This window comes from Cytobacillus sp. S13-E01 (genome assembly GCF_029193815.1).
Classification (GTDB): Bacteria; Bacillota; Bacilli; order Bacillales; family Bacillaceae_L; genus Bacillus_BV.
Genome location: NZ_JARFVC010000036.1, coordinates 22,544 through 40,951 on the forward strand (window position 1 = coordinate 22,544; position 18,408 = coordinate 40,951).

Here is an 18,408-nt window from a genome sequence, read left to right on the forward strand (position 1 = left end):
TGAAATCAGCCATAAACTTCGTACAGAATATACTGTATGAACTATACAAAGTGTTTACATACAATTAATCTAATTTCCTCCTTCATCCTTCATATTACGCAACTTTACTTTCATTGGACAAATGGGTAGGCTATAGTTAATAGTTAATATAATGGGATGTGAAGGATGTTGGAAGGTAAGGATCAGCTTGAAACAGCGCGTGAACGTGTGATAGAAGCGGTTGCTCAAAACATGAATTTATATGGGATGACTCCTTCTGTAGGGAGACTTTATGGTCTTATGTACTTTGAAGATGGACCAATGACTCTCGATGACATGAAGGAAGAGCTTGGCATGAGTAAAACGAGCATGAGTACTTCTGTACGAAACTTAGTAGATCTTAAAATGGTCGATAAAGTATGGAAAAAGGGCGTACGAAAAGATCTTTATATGGTTCAAGAGGATTGGCACCAAACGTTTATTGATTTCTTTACAATTAAATGGCGCACTGGGGTTTCAATAAATATCTCCGCAATAGAAAAGTCACTTAAAGAACTAGAGGACTTGCTCGCACAAGAAAACATAACAACAGAAATAAAGGATGCTGCTAAATCTGACATCAACAAGCTACATAATGCTCTTGATTATTACAACTGGTTAAACCGGTTAGTCGATAGCTTTGAATCAAAAGAAATATTTAATTATATACCTAGATAATAAATGGAGGATAATAGTAACTTCCATGGTATTTATCAATTGAAATAGAACTATTCAAAGGCTTACACGAGCGTGTAAGCCTTTTAACTCCGTGTTTAAAATAAAAAACAGACCAGGAAACATTCTCCTGGCCTGGTTAATTTATTAGATAGTATAAGGGCTATATGATGTTGGATCCGGATGTTCGGCTTCACCTGCAAAATTATCTGAAGCAAGGTTTATCCCTAAAGTTAAAACGACACCAACAACTAATACTAACAATTTTTTCATTCTACTCTCTCCTTAGTATATATAATTTAGTTTCCTAAGCGCTTTAATCGTTATATTATAATAACGATTTGCTTGCTTATATTTAAACTTTTTTTCAAAGTAATTACCTAATATCTCTGAGTATTTTATCAAATACTGCATATTTTCTTTTGTCTGAAAATAAGGTAACGCAATATCCTGCATGAATTTCTCAAATTCTTCTGATGGATCATTGATTAGGAAGTTATAAATTTCAAAATGGACGTTATACTCCTTAAAACCATATTCCTCTTGCAATCTTTTAGCTTCTAAAAGCCAAATCTTACAAAAACCATACTCTTCTATTGAGTAATACTCAGTTATAATTCCATGAATAGAAACAAGTTTTCCTTCAATATTTGATTCTAATTTATAACTCAAGCTCTTCTCATATTTTTTAACTGCTTCATTCGGCCTCTTTTGTATCGAATACAAATATCCAAGATTATGATAAATGATTCCTCTTAAGTTCGAATCATTCATACTTTCAACCACTTTATTTGCTAGTAAGTAATTTTCTTCAGACAACTCATACTCTTCTGTTCTTAAATAACAAATACCTAATAAAACATGACATTCAGCACTTCTTTTTAAATCATAGCGAGACTGATATATCGCTAGTGCTAAATGTGTATAGCTATTGCTTAGAGCCATTTTTCCCAATTGACTATAAGTCAATCCAATGGAGTAGTATAAATCAGCTTCTTCCCATTTTTCGATGTTAATACTTTTATTTAAGATTCGTTCCGCCAGCTTGTAATAGTCCTTCGCTGTAGTAAATTTGTTTTTCATATAGTTATACAAACCAAAAAATTTACTATAGAAGTAGTTCATTTGATCATCGAAAATATCTTTAAATGTATTAATTTTGTTAAGCTGTAATTCTGCTTTCTCGAGATCTCTTTGTAATAAAAAATATCTCAATTCAAATAGAACAAAATGTATGTATGCAGTTGAATCATTTGTGCTTTGAACAACATTAACATACTTCTCGTACCTGGAATCTGCTTCTTCTTTATTACGGCTAACAATAGTAAAGTACCAATCATGTAATTCTTTTAAAAGAGAATACTCACTCTCCTCAATCAATTGTATGCCAAGCCTCTTACAAAGCATTTCTAAAACCTCTACACTTGCAGAGGTCTGGTTATTCTCGATCTTTGATAGATATGAGATAGAGATGATACCACTTGCTAGCTCCTCTTGTGTCATGTTTTGCTGTATTCGATAAAAGCGAAGTCTATTTCCTATTTCCATAACACATTCCTCTCTTTTAAGTATAGTATTGATTCTTTATAATATTCTGATAATCTCGCTTTTACATATTTGGAAAATTGAACTTCAAATCCTGCTCTTATCCTATGTAGAGTACCAATTATCCCAAATCCCGAGATTACATTTTAAAACTGTACTATTACATAGTAGTATATTGCGGAAAACTTACTTTTACGATTGGGAAAATTCATTCTGTTACTCTTTGTTAGTTACTATTATTTGTTGTGATTTTCCCAATAACAAAACATTCAGATTAATGTTACGATTTAATCCAGCAATAATCATAATTCAATTTGGACTTCCCGGGACTCATATTGAATTACAATAATCTACTTTTAGTTTCCTTCTCCTAAGCCATTCATTCTTATTTGATTGTTGCCAAATAAAAGTTGGAGGTCATGGAATGAAAAAGAGTAATAAGATTGTAGGTATTCTATTTAGCTTTATTCTAGCATTTGCAATGATCATTGGTACGACATCACCAGTAAGTGCTAAATCTGATAATGCTCCAAAAGATTACTTAATTGGTTTTAACTCCAAAGTATCAGAGGATGAGTTAGCTGAAGTAAAAGGCGCGGGCGGAAAAGTAAAACTTCAATATAAATACATGAATGTTATTCTTGCAAAATTACCTGATCAAGCAGTTAATGCCCTCCTTAAAAACCCAAACATTGCTTTTGTGGAAGCAGACGGAACTATGGAAGCTATTGGTCAAACAACACCTTGGGGCATTCCTCATATTGAAGCTGATACCGTACAGTCAACTGGTGTTACAGGCAATGGCGTTAAGGTAGCTATTTTAGACACAGGCATCGACGCTAGTCATGAAGATTTAAATGTAGCAGGTGGTGCTAGTTTCATAGCCGGAGAACCTAATGCCCTAGAAGATGGTAATAGTCACGGCACACATGTTGCTGGTACGGTCGCTGGGTTAAATAATTCACTTGGAGTGCTTGGTGTTGCTCCAGCTGCAGAGCTTTATGCAGTAAAAGTATTAGATAGTGCTGGTAGTGGATCATATAGCGGGATTGCACAAGGAATTGAGTGGGCAATCGAAAATGATATGGATATTATTAATATGAGCTTAGGTGGTAGTCAAGGTTCAACAGCCCTACAACAAGCAGTTGATAACGCATATAACAGTGGAATTGTGGTTGTAGCCGCTGCTGGAAACAGCGGTTCAAAGGGTAAGCGTAATACAATCGGCTACCCTGCAAAATACGCATCTGTTATAGCTGTTGGAGCGGTTGACTCTACTAATACTAGAGCCTCTTTCTCAAGTGTAGGAAGTGAGATTGAAGTAATGGCTCCAGGTGTTAACATCCTTAGTACAGTTCCAGGAAATAGCTATGATTCATACAACGGAACTTCAATGGCTTCACCACATGTTGCCGGTGCAGCTGCACTTATATTAGCTAAGCACCCAACACTGACAAATGTTGAAGTGCGTGAACGCCTAAATACTACCGCTACCTCTCTTGGAGATTCCTTCTATTACGGAAATGGTGTAATTAACGTCTTTAAAGCAATTCAATAACAACTTTTGTCATGGTGGTACTTAGTTCAGAGTGCCACTTTTCACTTTTAGGTTTATATGAGTTCCTTTCGTCTAAACTAAAGATGTAAAGGAGTGACCACATGGATACATTTATTTCAATTGTTAGTGCAATTCTTTTAGTTCTAGCGGCATTCGATGTGATAAGACGTAAAAAGGAAAATGATCAGCTGCGATCAATGATCACAGACTCTATTTCAACTAGTAGTGAAATTAAAAAAACATTAGCGATGGGATTGTTTTATCGGTTTAGAAAAGAATCAAGTGACATTTCAAGTCAAAATTTATCATCTCTTTTTATAAAACAAAGTTCCACCGAATTTGAGAACTTTGTTGGGAATGTTTTGGAAGGGTACTATGGAGGGATTGTATATTTAAGCCCCCCATCTGACTACGGAGTTAACATTGAACATGAACGAGAAGATGGTTTATTTCTAGGACAAGTAAAATGCTTAGAAAAAGACCTTGGCTTTGAATCAATAGCTATTCTTCATTCCCAAATCCTTAAAAAAAAAGCAAAAGGTGGTTACATTGTCACAACTGGAGATTTTACAAATCTTGCAAGATCATATGCAGAAGATTTAAATATCGAATTAATCCAAGGAACACAACTTGTGAAATATTGGATCCGTGGCCTTGAGGATAAAAATGTAAAAATAAACACAATAAAATCAACACCTGAATTAGTTTAATTAAACAAGAAAAGCGCAAGGCGCGCCCGCCTATCGGCGACAAGCATAAGACAAGCCCTGACTGAAGGCGTTTTTTGCCTTCGGAAAGGGATTGGCTTATGACCTCAGGTCCGATGGCGCCCGGAGCTAGACACTAAAACTAAGCACAAAATTTTATCAGTTTAGGGGAAGGATCAGCCAGTATCAATAAACCAATAGGAGGTTCCTCATTAACATTCAATTCTCTAATTTGCATTGTTTCTACTCCTTACTTGGTGTCGTCCCCTAACTTTAATGTAATTGGGGATAGGCTCTACAGCCTTCCATTGAAGGTCTTTGTAGTCACGTTCATGTGAATTTTCAATTTAAAGCATCCATCTAAACCATCTTCCAAGTCCATCAGTTTCAGCTAATATTTCATTATGCTCAATACTGTTAATAAAGTAGTCAAGGTGAAGGTCTCTATCCCAAATATTGTTATAGATATGAAAGACATCCCTTTTAATCGCAATATTCTTAACATTATCTAATAATTTATGTTTTTCATCTTCTGAAATTTGATTAGCAACATGAGTATGGAATATACATATAATCGAATCGGTTGGAATTTGCTCGATAATACGGGGGAGTAATTCTAGACCATCCCCTTCAATTAAATTGAGTTCATCTTTATTATTCATAACACACCCAAAAGCCTGTTCGAATAATGCCCTTCTCTCTTTATGTTCTGGCCAGATTAAAGAATTTAACCACAAGGAGTCTTCGATGTTGGATAGATCATTGATGTGCAAATCTAACCCATATCTGTTAAAAACGGGGGGGATTTTTTTAGAAAACGTTGGTAAGTTTTCTCCTTTAATTTCTGATTTAATGTAAACATTTGACTCCATTTTCCCATATACTTCATCCGAATAATACGAATAAGAGTATTTATCCCATAAAAGTTGAAATCCTGCACTGGTTCCTATTTCTATCAACGCTAACGGCTTTTTTACTTTGTTATAAACATAGGAGAAACTTGGATAGAGGTATCCACAACGTCTAATCTCATTTGTCTGTACCATTTTTTCTTTTAAAATAGATATGATTTGATCTTTATATTTTGAACAAAAATCCCTAAAATGCGGAAAAGATTCTTTGGGTACTTTTGGTTGCTCAACTATACTTTGATAATTTAAGTGTTGACATACCATTCTTCAAACTCAATTTGCATATCCAATAATTCATTTATATAAAATGGAGTAATTCTTAAATAATCGGTAGTTGATTTAGAACTAATTATCTCATCTAACATACTCTTTAAATCTGTAATCGTTGGGTAATATCTATATTTTCCGTTATAGTAAACAGTGTTATTGTATACTATCTCGTTAATCATTCCACTTTTTTTCTCTATCATTTTATTTTACCTTCGTCCACTTAACTACAATATATTTCATCGCTTCCTCTTCCACTAATTACCCCGTTTATTCAATAAGAAAAATGGCATCCCTATTTAGGAGCAAAATATATTCGCTTCTTTTTTTATTTCCTCAGTTAGTTGTGGTTCCTCGTATTCTACGAGTGATTCTACAGATGACTCAGAGCTATTTGCTAATGTAGCTGTAGGTAAATATTGAACAAACAAAAGAGAAATGACCAATATTGAAATCCACTTTTTTAACTTCTTCAAATTAAGTATTCCCTCCTAAAAGTATAAATTTTATTTCTTTGTACAAAACAAAAACTTAGCCTCCTTTTTGAATTAAATTACATGCATTTATTATCTGTTATATATTTTGAAAATTCTAACTTTTTAGACAAAAAACGTTTTTTTGGGGTCAATATTCCCTAAATTAAAGTAATCAAGTGGGAGCATTCCTTTTCAGCACAATCCCCCGTCAAAGGATATCAATAGAGATTTCACACTAAGTTCGATTTCCGATAATAGGGAGTTACCTCCCTTTCTATTCATATAAGGTGTTTCACTTAAAAGCTGGATAATTCTTACCCTTTTATACTTGTAGGAGCAAACTGTTAATCAAATCCTTCAATTTCTCCTTCTCTGCGTTTGTTATAGGCAATAATTAAATGTGCATCCATTTGAAGAAGTTGTTGATAAATAGGTGTGTAATCATAACCTTCATCCATCGTTCCATACTTAACTTATATAGGAAGTTAAAAATAGAATTTTCGAATAATTATTCTCTTCTCTCTTAAATAATAAAGCCCTCATATGAATGAGAGCCTCAAAATGATTTATTATTTTCCGATAAATATCATTAAAATTTCTTCCGGAGTTCCAGTGAATAGTATCTCCACCATCATTGTCTTTAAATTCTATCTTCAAAATATCAACCTCCAAAAACTAATTAATAATTTAGGATAAATGTGGTCAAAAAATAGTTAGATGTGAGAAAGATTATATCTGATTCCTGCGAGTGCTTTGTTTTATGGTTTAAAAGTCAACTGAGCAAAGATAGCAACTCCATTATTCTCTTTCCTTCATGAGAACGTAGTGTAATAGTACCGTCATTCCCTAGAGTTCAGGTTCAAAATAGGATCTGCCTAGCCTTTACCAGAGTGATGTTGCCATCCTCAATTTAAACTAAGAACAATTCGCACAACTATCCTGACCCTTATATTTAGTATGGTTTTGGACCGTAATTAACGTTAATAAAGCTACAAATACAGCCTATTTCCTATCTTTGTTTACTAGTTATATATAGTTATTAATTATAGTTTCCAACTTAAACAACGATAGGACTTTACTTGGAGGGGTGGGTATGATAGACTGATCCGCCACTGAAACACTTGCTTCAGCCTTTCAAGACCAATCATGCCCACAGAGGCTCCAAGCCAAGTCCTTAAACGGCTTATCTATGGTTACATGTAAATAATGATAAGGGGTGCACCATATCAATGTTTTTGAACAGATACTACATATAACTGACCTTCAACAAGAAGGGGCACTAACCCTGCTTTGATCAGTACCCGTTCGTATGAAAGAATCACAACCCGTTTGCAGACCTTCCTATTTTTTTAAAAAAGGATATAAGCCTCTTACATCATGGGAATAAAAGTTAATAATAATTTTCATTAAGGAGGCCTTTATGAGAGGATCAATTGTAAAAAGAGGAAAAACCTATACATATATCGTTGATACTGGTAGAGACCAGGTTACAGGTAAAAGAAAACAAAAGACAAAAGGTGGTTTTCATAAGAAAAAGGATGCCCAATCAGCATTAAGTAAAATTTTATCAGAAATAAATGAAGACTCTTTTATCGAACCAAGTCGTGAGATATTTTCATATTTCATTGTGAATTGGATGGAGAACCATTATAAACGGAGAGTTAAAGAAACTACCTTTTCAAGTAGAAAATACTTAATTGAAAAACATTTAATCAAAGAAAATACATTTTCTTCTGTTCCTCTGTTACACATTACAACCAAACATATTGATAACTTTTATAATGTTAAATTAGAGGAAGGCTACAGCAAAAGTACAGTTAGAAAAATTCACCAAATCCTTAACCTTGCACTAAACCAAGCAGTAAAATGGAACAAAATTAAATTTAATCCGGTTCAAAATACCGATCCACCTAGTGACACTAATAAAGAAATATTGATTTGGTCATTTGAAGAAATAAGGTTATTTCTTAAGAGCTGTTCAGAAGAAAGGCTATATATTGCTTTTCTTTTAGCAATATATACGGGAATGAGGAAAGGAGGAAAGGAGAAATTCTTGGGTTAAAGTGGTCTGATATAAATTTTTCTAATAGGACAATCAGAGTTGAGAGAACTCTGTCACATATTCCTAAATCAGGATATCAATTAACAAGTGTAAAAACAAAAAATTCTATGAGACAAATTCCTATTTCTGATACTATCGTTAACGAATTAAAGAAACTCAATGCTGCTCAAGAAACAGTTAAGAAACGATTTGGTCTTCTTTACCAAGACAGTAACTTAGTCGTTTGTACTTAAACAGGAACCTTCCAGGATCCAAAAAATTTGATGAGAGTTATGAAAAGGGCTATAAAAAACGCTGGGGTATCGGCTATTAGATTTCATGATTTAAGACATTATGTTGAGCTCTCCATAACCGACACACTCACGCTTCTATTCTTCTATCAGAGGGTGTAGATATAGTAAAAGTTTCTTCAAGGTTAGGACATTCAACTCCAAAGGTAACCCTTGAATTTTACGCTCACTTAATACCGAATAAAGATAATGATGTGGCAGATATTTTTCACAATGCACTAAATCATGTTTAGAATGTTAGCAAATGCATTTTAATTAACTACATTGTACATATGCCTTTATACAATAAAAAAACCAGAATCCCTATTAAATTAAGGTTTCCGGCTCTTATTTTCTGATGACCTGTGAGGGACTTGAACCCACGACCCCTTCCCTGTCAAGGAAGTGCTCTCCCACTGAGCTAACAAGTCTATATGAAAATTGAAAATACATTGCTTGTATAATAGAATTATAGCCTCTCTTATTTGAATTGTCAAAGGGAATGTTTCTCGAAAAATCTTCTAAAAGTATTGATCGATTACTTGCTATGGCAAGAACTGCAGTAAATATTATTCGACAATTGCTTGAATAGAATCTGAGAAAAACAAGATAAAAAAGCTTAAATAAACATAAGAAAAGCGCAGGGCGCCCGCCTTTCGGTGCGTCGATTAAAACCCGCCACGTCCCGTGGCGAACATCAACATCAGCACATCCTGTGCAAGTCATGCATAAGACGGTTTATTCAAGAAGGTGATTTTTCCTTCTTAAAGGAAATGGCTTATGACCTCAGGTCCGATGTCGCCTGGAGCTAGAAGTAGATAGACAAAGACACGAAGTTATACACAACCTTACAATTTTATAAATTCCTAAACAATAAAAATGACAGAGAATTTACCTCTCTGTCATTTTTCGTGCAAATTTTTTACAATTTACATCTTTAAAGCTATGGTGTAGTTGTGTTATTCCACCAACTTTTCCAATTCTTCAATTGGAAGCTTTACATATTTTGACACTAGTTCAACCGGCATACCGTCTTTCAATAGTTCAAGCGCAACAAGTCTTTGTCCTTCCTCTCTTCCTTCTTCTCTTTCCAATTTTTTTACTTCACCCCAGGTGGGTGGTGGATTTTTTCGATCTAGATACATCATTTCCATTTCCTCCTCTGAAATAATAATTTCATTTCGTAGCTTTTGTGTTAACTCGATTGGAATTTGTAATAAGTAATCAATGAAGTATATTAATGCTGACAAATATATGTGGCGTTCTTCTTTGGGATAATCGTTTTTTTGTAATAGTAGACGAATAAGTTTGCTTTTGAAGCGATAGCGTTTCTCGGCATCCTTCTTTGCCTCATTTGCATATCTTCCAGCTAGCACAGCAATAGCAAACGGATTATTTGAATTGGTAAGCCCTGCTTCATCTTGATCATTAAATTTGTAAATATTATATTCATAAGTTAACGCTGTTCCATAAGATGAGCGTTGATATACGCTCGGTCTAAACTGATTGGAGGCATCCGTAAAAAGTGCGATGGCCACAATATCTCTATCGTAGATGTCAAATATACGATAGTAATAACGAAACATTCTTTTTGAAAAATTCGGATCAGGGTCTCCTTGCACTTCAATGTGAATCAACATCCACTTTTCCTCGCCACTCTTAAGAAAAACTTTCACGAATTGATCGGCAATTTGTTTACCTTTCTTTTCTTGAATAATCTCCTGAAAAAGCTCCTGCTGCAAAAACTCTGGTTCCTTTAAAAAATCAATCCCTTCAAACAAATCAGGAGCAAAAAACAGGACAAACTCCTCAAACAACTCATAAATCAGCTTTTTCCAAAGACCGTCATAATCGACCGCATCATATTCTCGAGGCCTTTCTAACACATAGTTCTTTACCATTAGCTTACCACATTATATTTCAGTTTTATACATTAATAATACCACAAATAAAACATATGTTCGATATTATATTTTTTACAATTGTATTTCATTTATAGAAAACAAAAAAATGACAGGGAATTTAAATCCCTATCATTTTTCGTGTACTTTTTATGTGTTTGCCGGTACGGGCTTCTGTGCATCATCTCTTTTTATCACATACTGAAGCACCAACAGTCCAATAAACATAATTAAACCTATTGTGTCACTATACCCTTCAGGATAAATCAATAGTAAACCAGCAGCTACTGCAAGAATACGTTCTATCCAGTGGGTGCTTCTCATCCAGTATCCAATCAAACCTGCACCTATTGCAATCATCCCCATTACTGAAGTGGTAACAACCCATAGAGTTTGCGGTATGGTCGTATCAATCATTAACAGCTCTGGTGATAATACAAATATATACGGTATGATGAATGCTGCAATCGCAAGTCTCGCTGATTGTACCCCTGTTCGTATCGGTTCTCCACCAGATACGCCTGCTGCAGCAAATGCCGCTAATGCAACTGGCGGTGTAACGTCTGCTACAATACCAAAGTAAAATACGAATAAATGTGCAGAGAGATCAGGGAAACCTAATAAAATAATCGCTGGTGCTGCAATTGTTGACGTAATTACATAGTTAGCCGTTGTTGGGGAACCCATACCAAGCACTAATGCAGCAATCATCGTAAAGAATAGTGTCGGCAAGATATATCCACCTGAAAGATCTAATAAACCATTTGCAAGCTTTAGACCTAATCCTGTTTTTGTGACTACACCAACAATCATCCCTGCGGCTGCAGTTGCAGCTGCTACTGCTAAAGCTGTTCTAGCACCATCGACTAGTGCAGCTATAATCCCGGCCAATCCGATTCGAGTTTCTTTTCTTATCGCACTTACTACGACAGTGACAACAATTGCCCAAAGTGCAGCTCTTGTTACACTCATACCTGACATTAGTAAAACGACTACTGCTAAAATTGGGATAAGTAAATAAATTTTCTTTAATACTTCGATACGGTTTGGCATTTCTTCTTTAGAAAGTCCACGCAAACCTATACGCTTCGCTTCAAAATGAGTCATAATCCAAATTCCGGTAAAATATAAAACAGCTGGAATGGCGGCTGCCTTTGCAATTTCCCAATATGTAATACCATTACCAATAAATTCAACCATTAGGAATGCAGCTGCTCCCATAATTGGAGGCATTAACTGACCACCGGTTGAAGCTGCAGCCTCAACTGCACCAGCAAATTCTTTACGGTAACCAAGCTTTTTCATCATTGGAATGGTAAATGAACCTGATGTAACCACGTTTGCAACTGAACTACCACTAATAGTCCCTTGAAGAGCACTTGAGAATATTGCTACTTTTGCTGGTCCCCCGATTCTTCTACCTGCAATAGATACAGCAAGATCGTTAAAATATTGACCTACACCTGTTTTCACTAAAAATGCTCCAAATAATAGAAATAGGAAAATAAAGGTTGACGAGACTGCTAATGGGGTTCCTAATATCCCCTCAGTTGTATAAAACATCGTTTGAATAAGTTTTTCAATACTTAATCCTCTATGACTTAAAAAGCCTGGCATATAAGGGCCCAGTAAAGAGTAGCCCATGAAAACCATCGCTATAATCGTAATTGGTAAACCAACTGCACGCCGCGTTGCTTCAAGGACTAAAACAATGGCACTTAAACCGATAAACATATCTAACGCTGTTAAATCGCTTACACGAAGTACTAAGTCATTAATAAAAAGGGGCCAGTATAATCCGACTCCGATAGCTAATAAGGATAATATCGCATCATACCATTCGATTTGGAGTTTACCCTCTTTCATAGTACCTTTTTTAGCTGGGAAAAGTAAAAAAATTAATGCTAATGCAAAACCTAAGTGAATTGATCGTTGTACTTGTGCAGTAAACACCCCAAAAACTGCTGTATATAGCTGGAATAAAGAAAATGAGAGCAAACCAATAAATACAACCCATCGTAATAGTCCTGTTAGCTTCCTCGTGGCTGCCTCTGGATCATACTTTTCCAATAGCTCTTGTTGTTCTTCTGCTGTTAACGCTTCTAACTTTTCATCGTTTTTACTCAAGCATATTCACTCCTTTCATCAATTGCCATAAACTTATTTTCTTACTTTGAACCCTTGTCCATGTGCCTGGTTCGATATTCGTTAAGAGCGAATATTCTTTTCCGTTATAAATAACAAGATGCTTCGGAATTGTTTGTGCTATCTTAATATCTATAAAAGGAAAGGTTCTATTCATATTTTTAATATAATATTTTCCGTCCTCCTCAACAAACTTTTCATCTCCAGTTGCATTTGAAGGCATTCCTACATTGAAATCTTCATACATAAATTCCGTTTGATGGATTGTATTTTCTGAATCAATTGAATAGGTTTCAACTACATCAGAAAGGTGAATGGTGTGGGTAAACTTTATTTGAAATGTTTTGCCCCTCATATCTACAGGTATATACGTTAGTACATTATTTGTATTTTGGAAGCTAAAAGAAAGGACTTGTTTATACGGTATAAATAAAATCATAATAATAATTGCACTTGGAATGGCTATTTTAAAATACTTTTTTACGTTCATATTATACCCTACCTAACAAAAGATAGACCGATTACATCGGCCTATCTTGTATTAACATGGTCCTCATAACTAATTAATCAATAAGGCCTTCTTCTTTAAAGTATTTTGCTGCTCCTGGGTGGAATTCAATTCCAACACCTTTAACAGCAGATTCCGCTGTTACTAAAGCACCTTTTGCATGGGAAATTTTATCAGCATTTTCAAAAATTGCTTTAGTCATATTGTAAACTAAATCTTCATCTAATTCAGAGCTTGCAACAAGCATTGCAGAAACTGCAACAGTTGCTACTTCAGCGTCTAATTTATAAGTTCCAGCTGGTACAACGTCCTGTGCATAATATGGATATTTTGCAATTAGTTCATCAATTTTATCTTGAGCTAAAGGAACGATTGAAACATCCTTTAATGCAGCAAGTCCTTCAACAGCTCCAGTTGGTGCACCAGCTGTAATAAACGCTGCGTCAATGTTACCATCTTGAAGACCATCTGTTGACTCATCAAATGCTAAGTTTTGAGCATCTAAATCCTCCATTGTCAAACCATGAATTTCTAAGATTTGCTCTGCATTTGCGTATGTCCCACTACCAGGAGCACCTACAGATACTGTTTTTCCTCTTAAGTCTTCAACAGAAGTAATACCACTGTCTTTTAAAGTAACGATTTGAATTGTTTCAGGATAAAGAGTTCCAATTGCTAGTGCATTTTCGATTGCTGCACCTTCAAACATTAATTTTCCTTCAACTGCATATGCTGCAATATCAGTTTGAGTAAAGGCTATGTCAGCTTCACCCTTTTGAATATCCTTCATGTTGTCAGCTGATGCGTTTGAAGATTGACTTGTAACTTCAGCGTCTGTGTTATCATTGATTATGTTTGCAAGTTCACCACCTAGCGGATAGTATGTACCACCAGTTCCACCAGTAACAAGCGCTAGCTGGGCTTTTCCACCACATGCAGCAAGAATCATAGTTAGTCCTAACAACATTATAAACGAGATAAATAATCTACTTTTTCTCATTTCTTTTCCCCCTTATTTTAATTAATACTAGCTTAATGGTACATAAGTATTATGATAGTTGTCAATAAATATAATTTTAAGTTATTATAATATTCTAACGTCCTACTGATTCTTCACAATTTATACGGATCGACTCTATTATAGTTTATTGATTATCGGTTCAGCTTGAAAATTATCTGGACTAATTTTCTCTACTATATCAAAAGCTTGCTCAAAATCAGCAATTAAATCAGCAGGATTTTCTAAGCCTACAGATAGTCGCAACAAACCATCAGTAATACCTCTTTTTAACCGTTCTTCTAAAGGCATTGCTGCATGTGACATTTTTGCTGGATAAGATAAAATCGATTCAACTGCTCCTAAGCTAACTGCAAACACTGGGATCTTAACACTGTTAACAAAATTTCTAACGGCTTTCTCATCTCTTAATCGGAATGATAAAACAGCACCAGGTCCTTCTGTTTGATGACGTTGGATTGAATACCCGTTATGTTGTGTTAATCCTGGATAGTAGGTTTCTTCAACCTTAGGATGGTTAGCTAAGTAGTTCGCCAGTTTTTCCGCCGATTGAGAAGATTGTTGAATCCGAACATGCAAGGTTTTTAACCCTCGGAGGACTAACCAAGCGTCCTGTACGCCTAGAATAGCCCCAAATGAATTTTGTAATGTGTATAGTTTCTGACCTAATTCCGCGTCCTTAACTACTGCCAAACCTGCTACCACATCACTATGTCCTGATAAAAATTTCGTCGCACTATGAAGAACAATATCCACACCTAAGTCAAGTGGTCTTTGCAGTGCTGGCGTTAAGAAAGTATTATCAAGGAAAGTTAAACATCCATTTGCCTTTGCTAACTTCACAATACCTCTAATATCTGTCACCTTTAGAAGAGGATTGGAAGGTGTTTCTATATATAATACTTTTGTATTATTTTTTATTTGTGAAGCTACTTGATTGAGGTCCGTCATATCCACAAATGTGTATTCTACACCAAAACGACTAAGAACTTGGGTAATCATGCGATAGGTGCCACCATACACATCCTCTGTAATAAGGACATGATCACCCTTTGATAATAGCAAAAATGCGGTCGAAATCGCAGCCATCCCTGATGAAAAGGCTAGACCACGTGCCCCTCCCTCTAATTCTGCTATCATTTCTTCTAACGCTTCCCTAGTCGGATTTCCCGATCTACTATAATCATATTTTCCAAAGCTATCGAAATCAGATTGATGAAAGGTTGAAGCGTGTTGAATTGATACACTTACGGCTCCTGTATATTTATCTACTTTTGAATTATTGTGGAGTAAATTTGTCTGAAATGAATATTCTTTTTTACTCATTTGTATTCCCCCACTTTCATATTAGTAAAAGCTTGATGTAAATCACTTATAATATCTTCTTCATGTTCAATTCCCACTGAAAACCGAAGTAATCTATTGCAAACTCCATTCTTTATACGAATCTCCTCGGGTATATCCATATGGGTTTGTGTGGCTGGATAAGTAATAAAACTCTCCACACCACCTAAGCTTTCAGCAAATGTAATAAGTTTTAGACTTTTAAGGAAGGGATTAACCCACGCCTCATTTTCCACTCTAAATGAAAGCATGCCCCCTCTTCCAGGGTATAACACATCAGTAACTTCTGGTGCTGTTTGTAGGTATTCATTTATTCGTTTCGCATTTTGTTCATGTTGCCTCATTCTTAACGCCAGTGTTTTCATCCCACGGATTAACAGCCATGAATCAAATGGTGATAAAACCCCACCTATCGCATTATGTTGTTTACCAAGTTCCTCACATAACTCTTCCCCTCTTGCAACAATTAAACCTGCTAATACATCATTGTGACCTCCTAAATATTTTGTTGCACTATGTATTACAAGATCCGCACCAAGGTCAATAGGTTTTTGAAGTACCGGAGTATAAAATGTATTGTCAACTATACAAAGGAGAGAGTGTTTTTTTGCCAGATTCGCAATAGCTTTGATGTCAATCTCTTGCATTAAGGGATTGGTTGGTGTTTCTATAAAAATTGCTTTTGTTTGGTCGGTTATACTACTTTCAACTTCATCTATATTATGAAAAGAACTATAGGTAAATGACAAACCATATTTTCTTGAACCTTCAAATAAGCGGTAGGTACCACCATATAGATCGGCGGATACAAGTAATTCATCTCCACTTTTAAATAGGGATAATACCGTTTGAATTGCCGCCATTCCTGAACTAAACGCAAAGCCTCTATCTCCGTTTTCTAATGTCGCAATAGCAGATTCTAAGATTTGTCGGGTTGGGTTACCTGTTCGTACATAATCAAAGCCAGTTGACTCTCCTATTCCCGCATGTCGATACGCTGTTGAGAAATAGACCGGTGGATTTACTGTTCCAGTTGTGTTTTCACTTCTATTTCCGATTTGAGCTAGTGTTGTTTCGATGTTATTATTTGTCATTTGTTCCATCCCCTTATAGTGTATTAGGTAAATCGAGCCAATTCCTGCAATATTCGGGCAGGCAAATATCAACTTCCTAGGCAAGTAAAACGAAAGGCGCGCCCGCGTCGATTAAAACTCGCCACGTCCTGTGGCGAACATCGACATCAGCACATCCTGTGCAAGTCAAGCATAAGACGGTTCCTTTAAGAAGGTTGTTCTTTAACCTTCCGGACGGATTGCCCGAAATGCGTAAGCGCCTTGGTCAGAAACGAGAAAACTGGAGACTCCGCCGAAAGAAGCGTTCTTTGCTTCTGTAGGAGGAGTTGAAGTTTCCCCTCGTTTCTAGGCGCTGGAGCTAGACAGGCTTATGATCTCAGGTCCGATGGCGCCTGGAGCTAGACACTAAAACTAGGTGAAATTTATACTTTGTAATCCGGTTAAAAATACAAAAAAAGCCTTCTATAAGAAGAAGGCTTTTGTATTTACACAGGCTTCTCCTTATCTTTCGAATTGGTTTTGACAATTCGCTGGATTTAGCACCTGGTCGGTTTGAGGTTTTGAGTTTGCATCCCTTGTATGGGATGGTCGCGATGAAATGATTGGCGGGGCCAATCATTTCATCGCTGGGTGGACTCGTAAAGGTCTTTTGTAGGTTAGTAAGTATCTTCTAGAACTGCACAGTGCCTGCGCATTTCAGCTGTCGCTGAAAGGAATCGAATTTGTTTATAAATGCTTGGGAAATGAATTTCCTAAGCATTTATAAACAAATTTGGTTCCGGTCTAGAAGATACACTTAGGGTGTATCAGACCTTTCCTCGTGGATGGTTGCTGAAGCTTCATTGGGCCAGTCCCTCTGCTTCTCTTGATAAGAATTTATATGTTTATTTAATTTTCTGAATTCCTATTTACCAATTTAACTTACTGAAGTATGAATTGCAAGGGTTTTTTTAGTTTAGTTTTTTGTCTTCGCTAATTTGGTTGAATGGTACCGTTAAGATACCGTGTATTTAGTTGTTGTTTTCCCGCTTTTTCCTATTTACATTAATGTATTATATTTAAAAAAAGCGCCGGGTTCATGTAATCTAATGGGTTCCGTTTTGAGGTGCAAATCCTATAAATGACAATAAGAAAAGCGCAGGGCGCCCGCTTATCGGCGACAAGCATAAGACGAGCCGTCTGGAAGGTTGTTCTTTGACCTTCCAGACGGATTGGCTTATGACCTCGAGCCGATGGCGCCCGGAGCTAGACACTAAAACTAGGTACAAACTTTTATACTTTCTTATCTTTAAAAAAAAGCGCAGGGCGCCCGCTTATCGGCGCGTCGATTAAAACCCACCACGTCCTGTGGCGAACATCGACATCAGCACATCCTGTGCAAGTCAAGCATAAGACGAGCCTCAAGGACCAAGAGATGAGGGAATCAGCATGGTTTAATAAATAAGCGGAGAAATTTCTCTTAATTTCGAAATAGCACTTAAAATAGCTTAAATAGACGGAAGAATTCCGACTATTTACACAAAAAACGTCAAAATGCGATCATTTTGCATTGCTTAAGCGGAAAACCTCCGCTTATATACCCCGAACCAAGCCTTATTACGTAGTTTAACCGGAAAATCTCCTCTTATTTTAACTATCACTGGTTACTAATTTAGGAGATGACTTCTGATGTATATGGAAATGTGTAAGAATTGACATCCCAATTGACATTTAATTTTGAGTGTCCAATAAGCATTGTCCTTTAAATTTATCTTGTCATTAGTGGTTTTATTTTACTATAAGAGGTATTATAAATCCCTATATAAATCGAGTAGAGTGAACGAATCAGAAGATTGATTCGTTCGACCCTCTCACACCACCGTACGTACGGACCCGTATACGGCGGTTCAATAATTTGAGTGTACAAACTGGTATTTTGCGGATATATCCAT

General features: G+C 35.9%; 15 protein-coding genes, 1 tRNA gene and 1 riboswitch. Of the genes, 5 read left to right on the top strand and 11 right to left on the bottom strand.

What is annotated here, in order from left to right:
- Positions 1 to 165: 165 nt before the first annotated feature.
- Positions 166 to 696, top strand: coding sequence for a choline uptake/conversion transcriptional regulator CudC (gene cudC, locus PY093_RS17630; protein ID WP_275647126.1), 531 nt, complete (start codon positions 166 to 168; stop codon positions 694 to 696).
- Between the two features lie 144 nt (positions 697 to 840).
- Here cudC and PY093_RS17635 read toward each other — a convergent pair whose 3' ends face one another.
- The gene (locus PY093_RS17635; RefSeq protein WP_275647127.1) at positions 841 to 966 is read right to left on the bottom strand and encodes a hypothetical protein; all 126 of its coding nucleotides are present in this window, start codon (positions 964 to 966) and stop codon (positions 841 to 843) included.
- A 12-nt stretch (positions 967 to 978) separates the two neighbouring features.
- Complete coding sequence (locus PY093_RS17640; RefSeq protein ID WP_275647128.1) at positions 979 to 2,241, bottom strand: helix-turn-helix transcriptional regulator; 1,263 nt, start codon at positions 2,239 to 2,241, stop codon at positions 979 to 981.
- Positions 2,242 to 2,662: 421 nt separating this feature from the next.
- Here PY093_RS17640 and PY093_RS17645 point away from each other — a divergent pair, with 421 nt between their 5' ends.
- Both PY093_RS17645 and PY093_RS17650 read left to right on the top strand, forming a co-directional pair.
- Positions 2,663 to 3,796, top strand: coding sequence for a S8 family peptidase (locus PY093_RS17645; protein ID WP_275647129.1), 1,134 nt, complete (start codon positions 2,663 to 2,665; stop codon positions 3,794 to 3,796).
- A gap of 101 nt (positions 3,797 to 3,897) precedes the next feature.
- The gene (locus tag PY093_RS17650; RefSeq protein WP_275647130.1) at positions 3,898 to 4,506 is read left to right on the top strand and encodes a restriction endonuclease; all 609 of its coding nucleotides are present in this window, start codon (positions 3,898 to 3,900) and stop codon (positions 4,504 to 4,506) included.
- Between the two features lie 344 nt (positions 4,507 to 4,850).
- Here the strand turns inward: PY093_RS17650 and PY093_RS17655 are convergent, their stop codons facing one another.
- Both PY093_RS17655 and PY093_RS17660 read right to left on the bottom strand, forming a co-directional pair.
- The gene (locus PY093_RS17655) at positions 4,851 to 5,678 is read right to left on the bottom strand and encodes a DUF2332 domain-containing protein (RefSeq protein WP_275647131.1); all 828 of its coding nucleotides are present in this window, start codon (positions 5,676 to 5,678) and stop codon (positions 4,851 to 4,853) included.
- 302 nt (positions 5,679 to 5,980) lie between these two features.
- On the bottom strand, positions 5,981 to 6,157 hold the full coding sequence (locus PY093_RS17660) for a hypothetical protein (RefSeq protein WP_275647132.1): 177 nt from the start codon (positions 6,155 to 6,157) through the stop codon (positions 5,981 to 5,983).
- A gap of 1,420 nt (positions 6,158 to 7,577) precedes the next feature.
- Here PY093_RS17660 and PY093_RS17670 point away from each other — a divergent pair.
- Together PY093_RS17670 and PY093_RS17675 are read left to right on the top strand one after the other, a co-directional pair.
- Complete coding sequence (locus tag PY093_RS17670; protein WP_275647133.1) at positions 7,578 to 8,219, top strand: site-specific integrase; 642 nt, start codon at positions 7,578 to 7,580, stop codon at positions 8,217 to 8,219.
- A 32-nt stretch (positions 8,220 to 8,251) separates the two neighbouring features.
- Positions 8,252 to 8,452 (top strand): site-specific integrase, encoded by a 201-nt coding sequence (locus tag PY093_RS17675; protein ID WP_275647140.1) that lies wholly within the window; start codon positions 8,252 to 8,254, stop codon positions 8,450 to 8,452.
- 395 nt (positions 8,453 to 8,847) lie between these two features.
- Here PY093_RS17675 and PY093_RS17685 read toward each other — a convergent pair.
- The 7 genes from PY093_RS17685 to PY093_RS17715 all read right to left on the bottom strand — a co-directional run bounded on the left by PY093_RS17685 (position 8,848) and on the right by PY093_RS17715 (position 16,498).
- Positions 8,848 to 8,919, bottom strand: a tRNA-Val gene (locus PY093_RS17685).
- A gap of 528 nt (positions 8,920 to 9,447) precedes the next feature.
- Positions 9,448 to 10,389 carry an RpnC/YadD family protein gene (locus PY093_RS17690; protein ID WP_275647134.1) on the bottom strand — a complete coding sequence of 314 codons (942 nt, stop codon included), beginning with the start codon at positions 10,387 to 10,389 and terminating at the stop codon, positions 9,448 to 9,450.
- 150 nt (positions 10,390 to 10,539) lie between these two features.
- Positions 10,540 to 12,516: a TRAP transporter permease gene (locus PY093_RS17695; RefSeq protein ID WP_275647135.1), complete on the bottom strand. Its 1,977-nt coding sequence runs from the start codon at positions 12,514 to 12,516 to the stop codon at positions 10,540 to 10,542.
- Positions 12,509 to 13,024 carry a DUF1850 domain-containing protein gene (locus PY093_RS17700; RefSeq protein ID WP_275647136.1) on the bottom strand — a complete coding sequence of 172 codons (516 nt, stop codon included), beginning with the start codon at positions 13,022 to 13,024 and terminating at the stop codon, positions 12,509 to 12,511. The genes PY093_RS17695 and PY093_RS17700 overlap by 8 nt, the downstream gene beginning before the upstream one ends.
- 73 nt (positions 13,025 to 13,097) lie before the next feature.
- The gene (locus PY093_RS17705) at positions 13,098 to 14,042 is read right to left on the bottom strand and encodes a TAXI family TRAP transporter solute-binding subunit (protein ID WP_275647137.1); all 945 of its coding nucleotides are present in this window, start codon (positions 14,040 to 14,042) and stop codon (positions 13,098 to 13,100) included.
- A gap of 138 nt (positions 14,043 to 14,180) precedes the next feature.
- Positions 14,181 to 15,386: a cystathionine beta-lyase gene (metC, locus tag PY093_RS17710; protein ID WP_275647138.1), complete on the bottom strand. Its 1,206-nt coding sequence runs from the start codon at positions 15,384 to 15,386 to the stop codon at positions 14,181 to 14,183.
- On the bottom strand, positions 15,383 to 16,498 hold the full coding sequence (locus PY093_RS17715; protein WP_275647139.1) for a methionine biosynthesis PLP-dependent protein: 1,116 nt from the start codon (positions 16,496 to 16,498) through the stop codon (positions 15,383 to 15,385). The genes metC and PY093_RS17715 overlap by 4 nt, the downstream gene beginning before the upstream one ends.
- A gap of 736 nt (positions 16,499 to 17,234) precedes the next feature.
- A riboswitch (SAM riboswitch) is annotated at positions 17,235 to 17,352 on the bottom strand.
- Between the last annotated feature and the right edge of the window lie 1,056 nt (positions 17,353 to 18,408).

What these genes read in the sequence shown, in the direction of transcription:
- metC (WP_275647138.1), bottom strand. Translation starts at nt 15,386, where the DNA reads ATGAGTAAAAAAGAATATTCATTTCAGACAAATTTACTCCACAATAAT.
- cudC (WP_275647126.1), top strand. Translation starts at nt 166, where the DNA reads ATGTTGGAAGGTAAGGATCAGCTTGAAACAGCGCGTGAACGTGTGATA.
- PY093_RS17690 (WP_275647134.1), bottom strand. Translation starts at nt 10,389, where the DNA reads ATGGTAAAGAACTATGTGTTAGAAAGGCCTCGAGAATATGATGCGGTC.
- PY093_RS17715 (WP_275647139.1), bottom strand. Translation starts at nt 16,498, where the DNA reads ATGACAAATAATAACATCGAAACAACACTAGCTCAAATCGGAAATAGA.
- PY093_RS17700 (WP_275647136.1), bottom strand. Translation starts at nt 13,024, where the DNA reads ATGAACGTAAAAAAGTATTTTAAAATAGCCATTCCAAGTGCAATTATT.
- PY093_RS17635 (WP_275647127.1), bottom strand. Translation starts at nt 966, where the DNA reads ATGAAAAAATTGTTAGTATTAGTTGTTGGTGTCGTTTTAACTTTAGGG.
- PY093_RS17645 (WP_275647129.1), top strand. Translation starts at nt 2,663, where the DNA reads ATGAAAAAGAGTAATAAGATTGTAGGTATTCTATTTAGCTTTATTCTA.
- PY093_RS17640 (WP_275647128.1), bottom strand. Translation starts at nt 2,241, where the DNA reads ATGGAAATAGGAAATAGACTTCGCTTTTATCGAATACAGCAAAACATG.
- PY093_RS17650 (WP_275647130.1), top strand. Translation starts at nt 3,898, where the DNA reads ATGGATACATTTATTTCAATTGTTAGTGCAATTCTTTTAGTTCTAGCG.
- PY093_RS17670 (WP_275647133.1), top strand. Translation starts at nt 7,578, where the DNA reads ATGAGAGGATCAATTGTAAAAAGAGGAAAAACCTATACATATATCGTT.
- PY093_RS17655 (WP_275647131.1), bottom strand. Translation starts at nt 5,678, where the DNA reads ATGGTATGTCAACACTTAAATTATCAAAGTATAGTTGAGCAACCAAAA.
- PY093_RS17705 (WP_275647137.1), bottom strand. Translation starts at nt 14,042, where the DNA reads ATGAGAAAAAGTAGATTATTTATCTCGTTTATAATGTTGTTAGGACTA.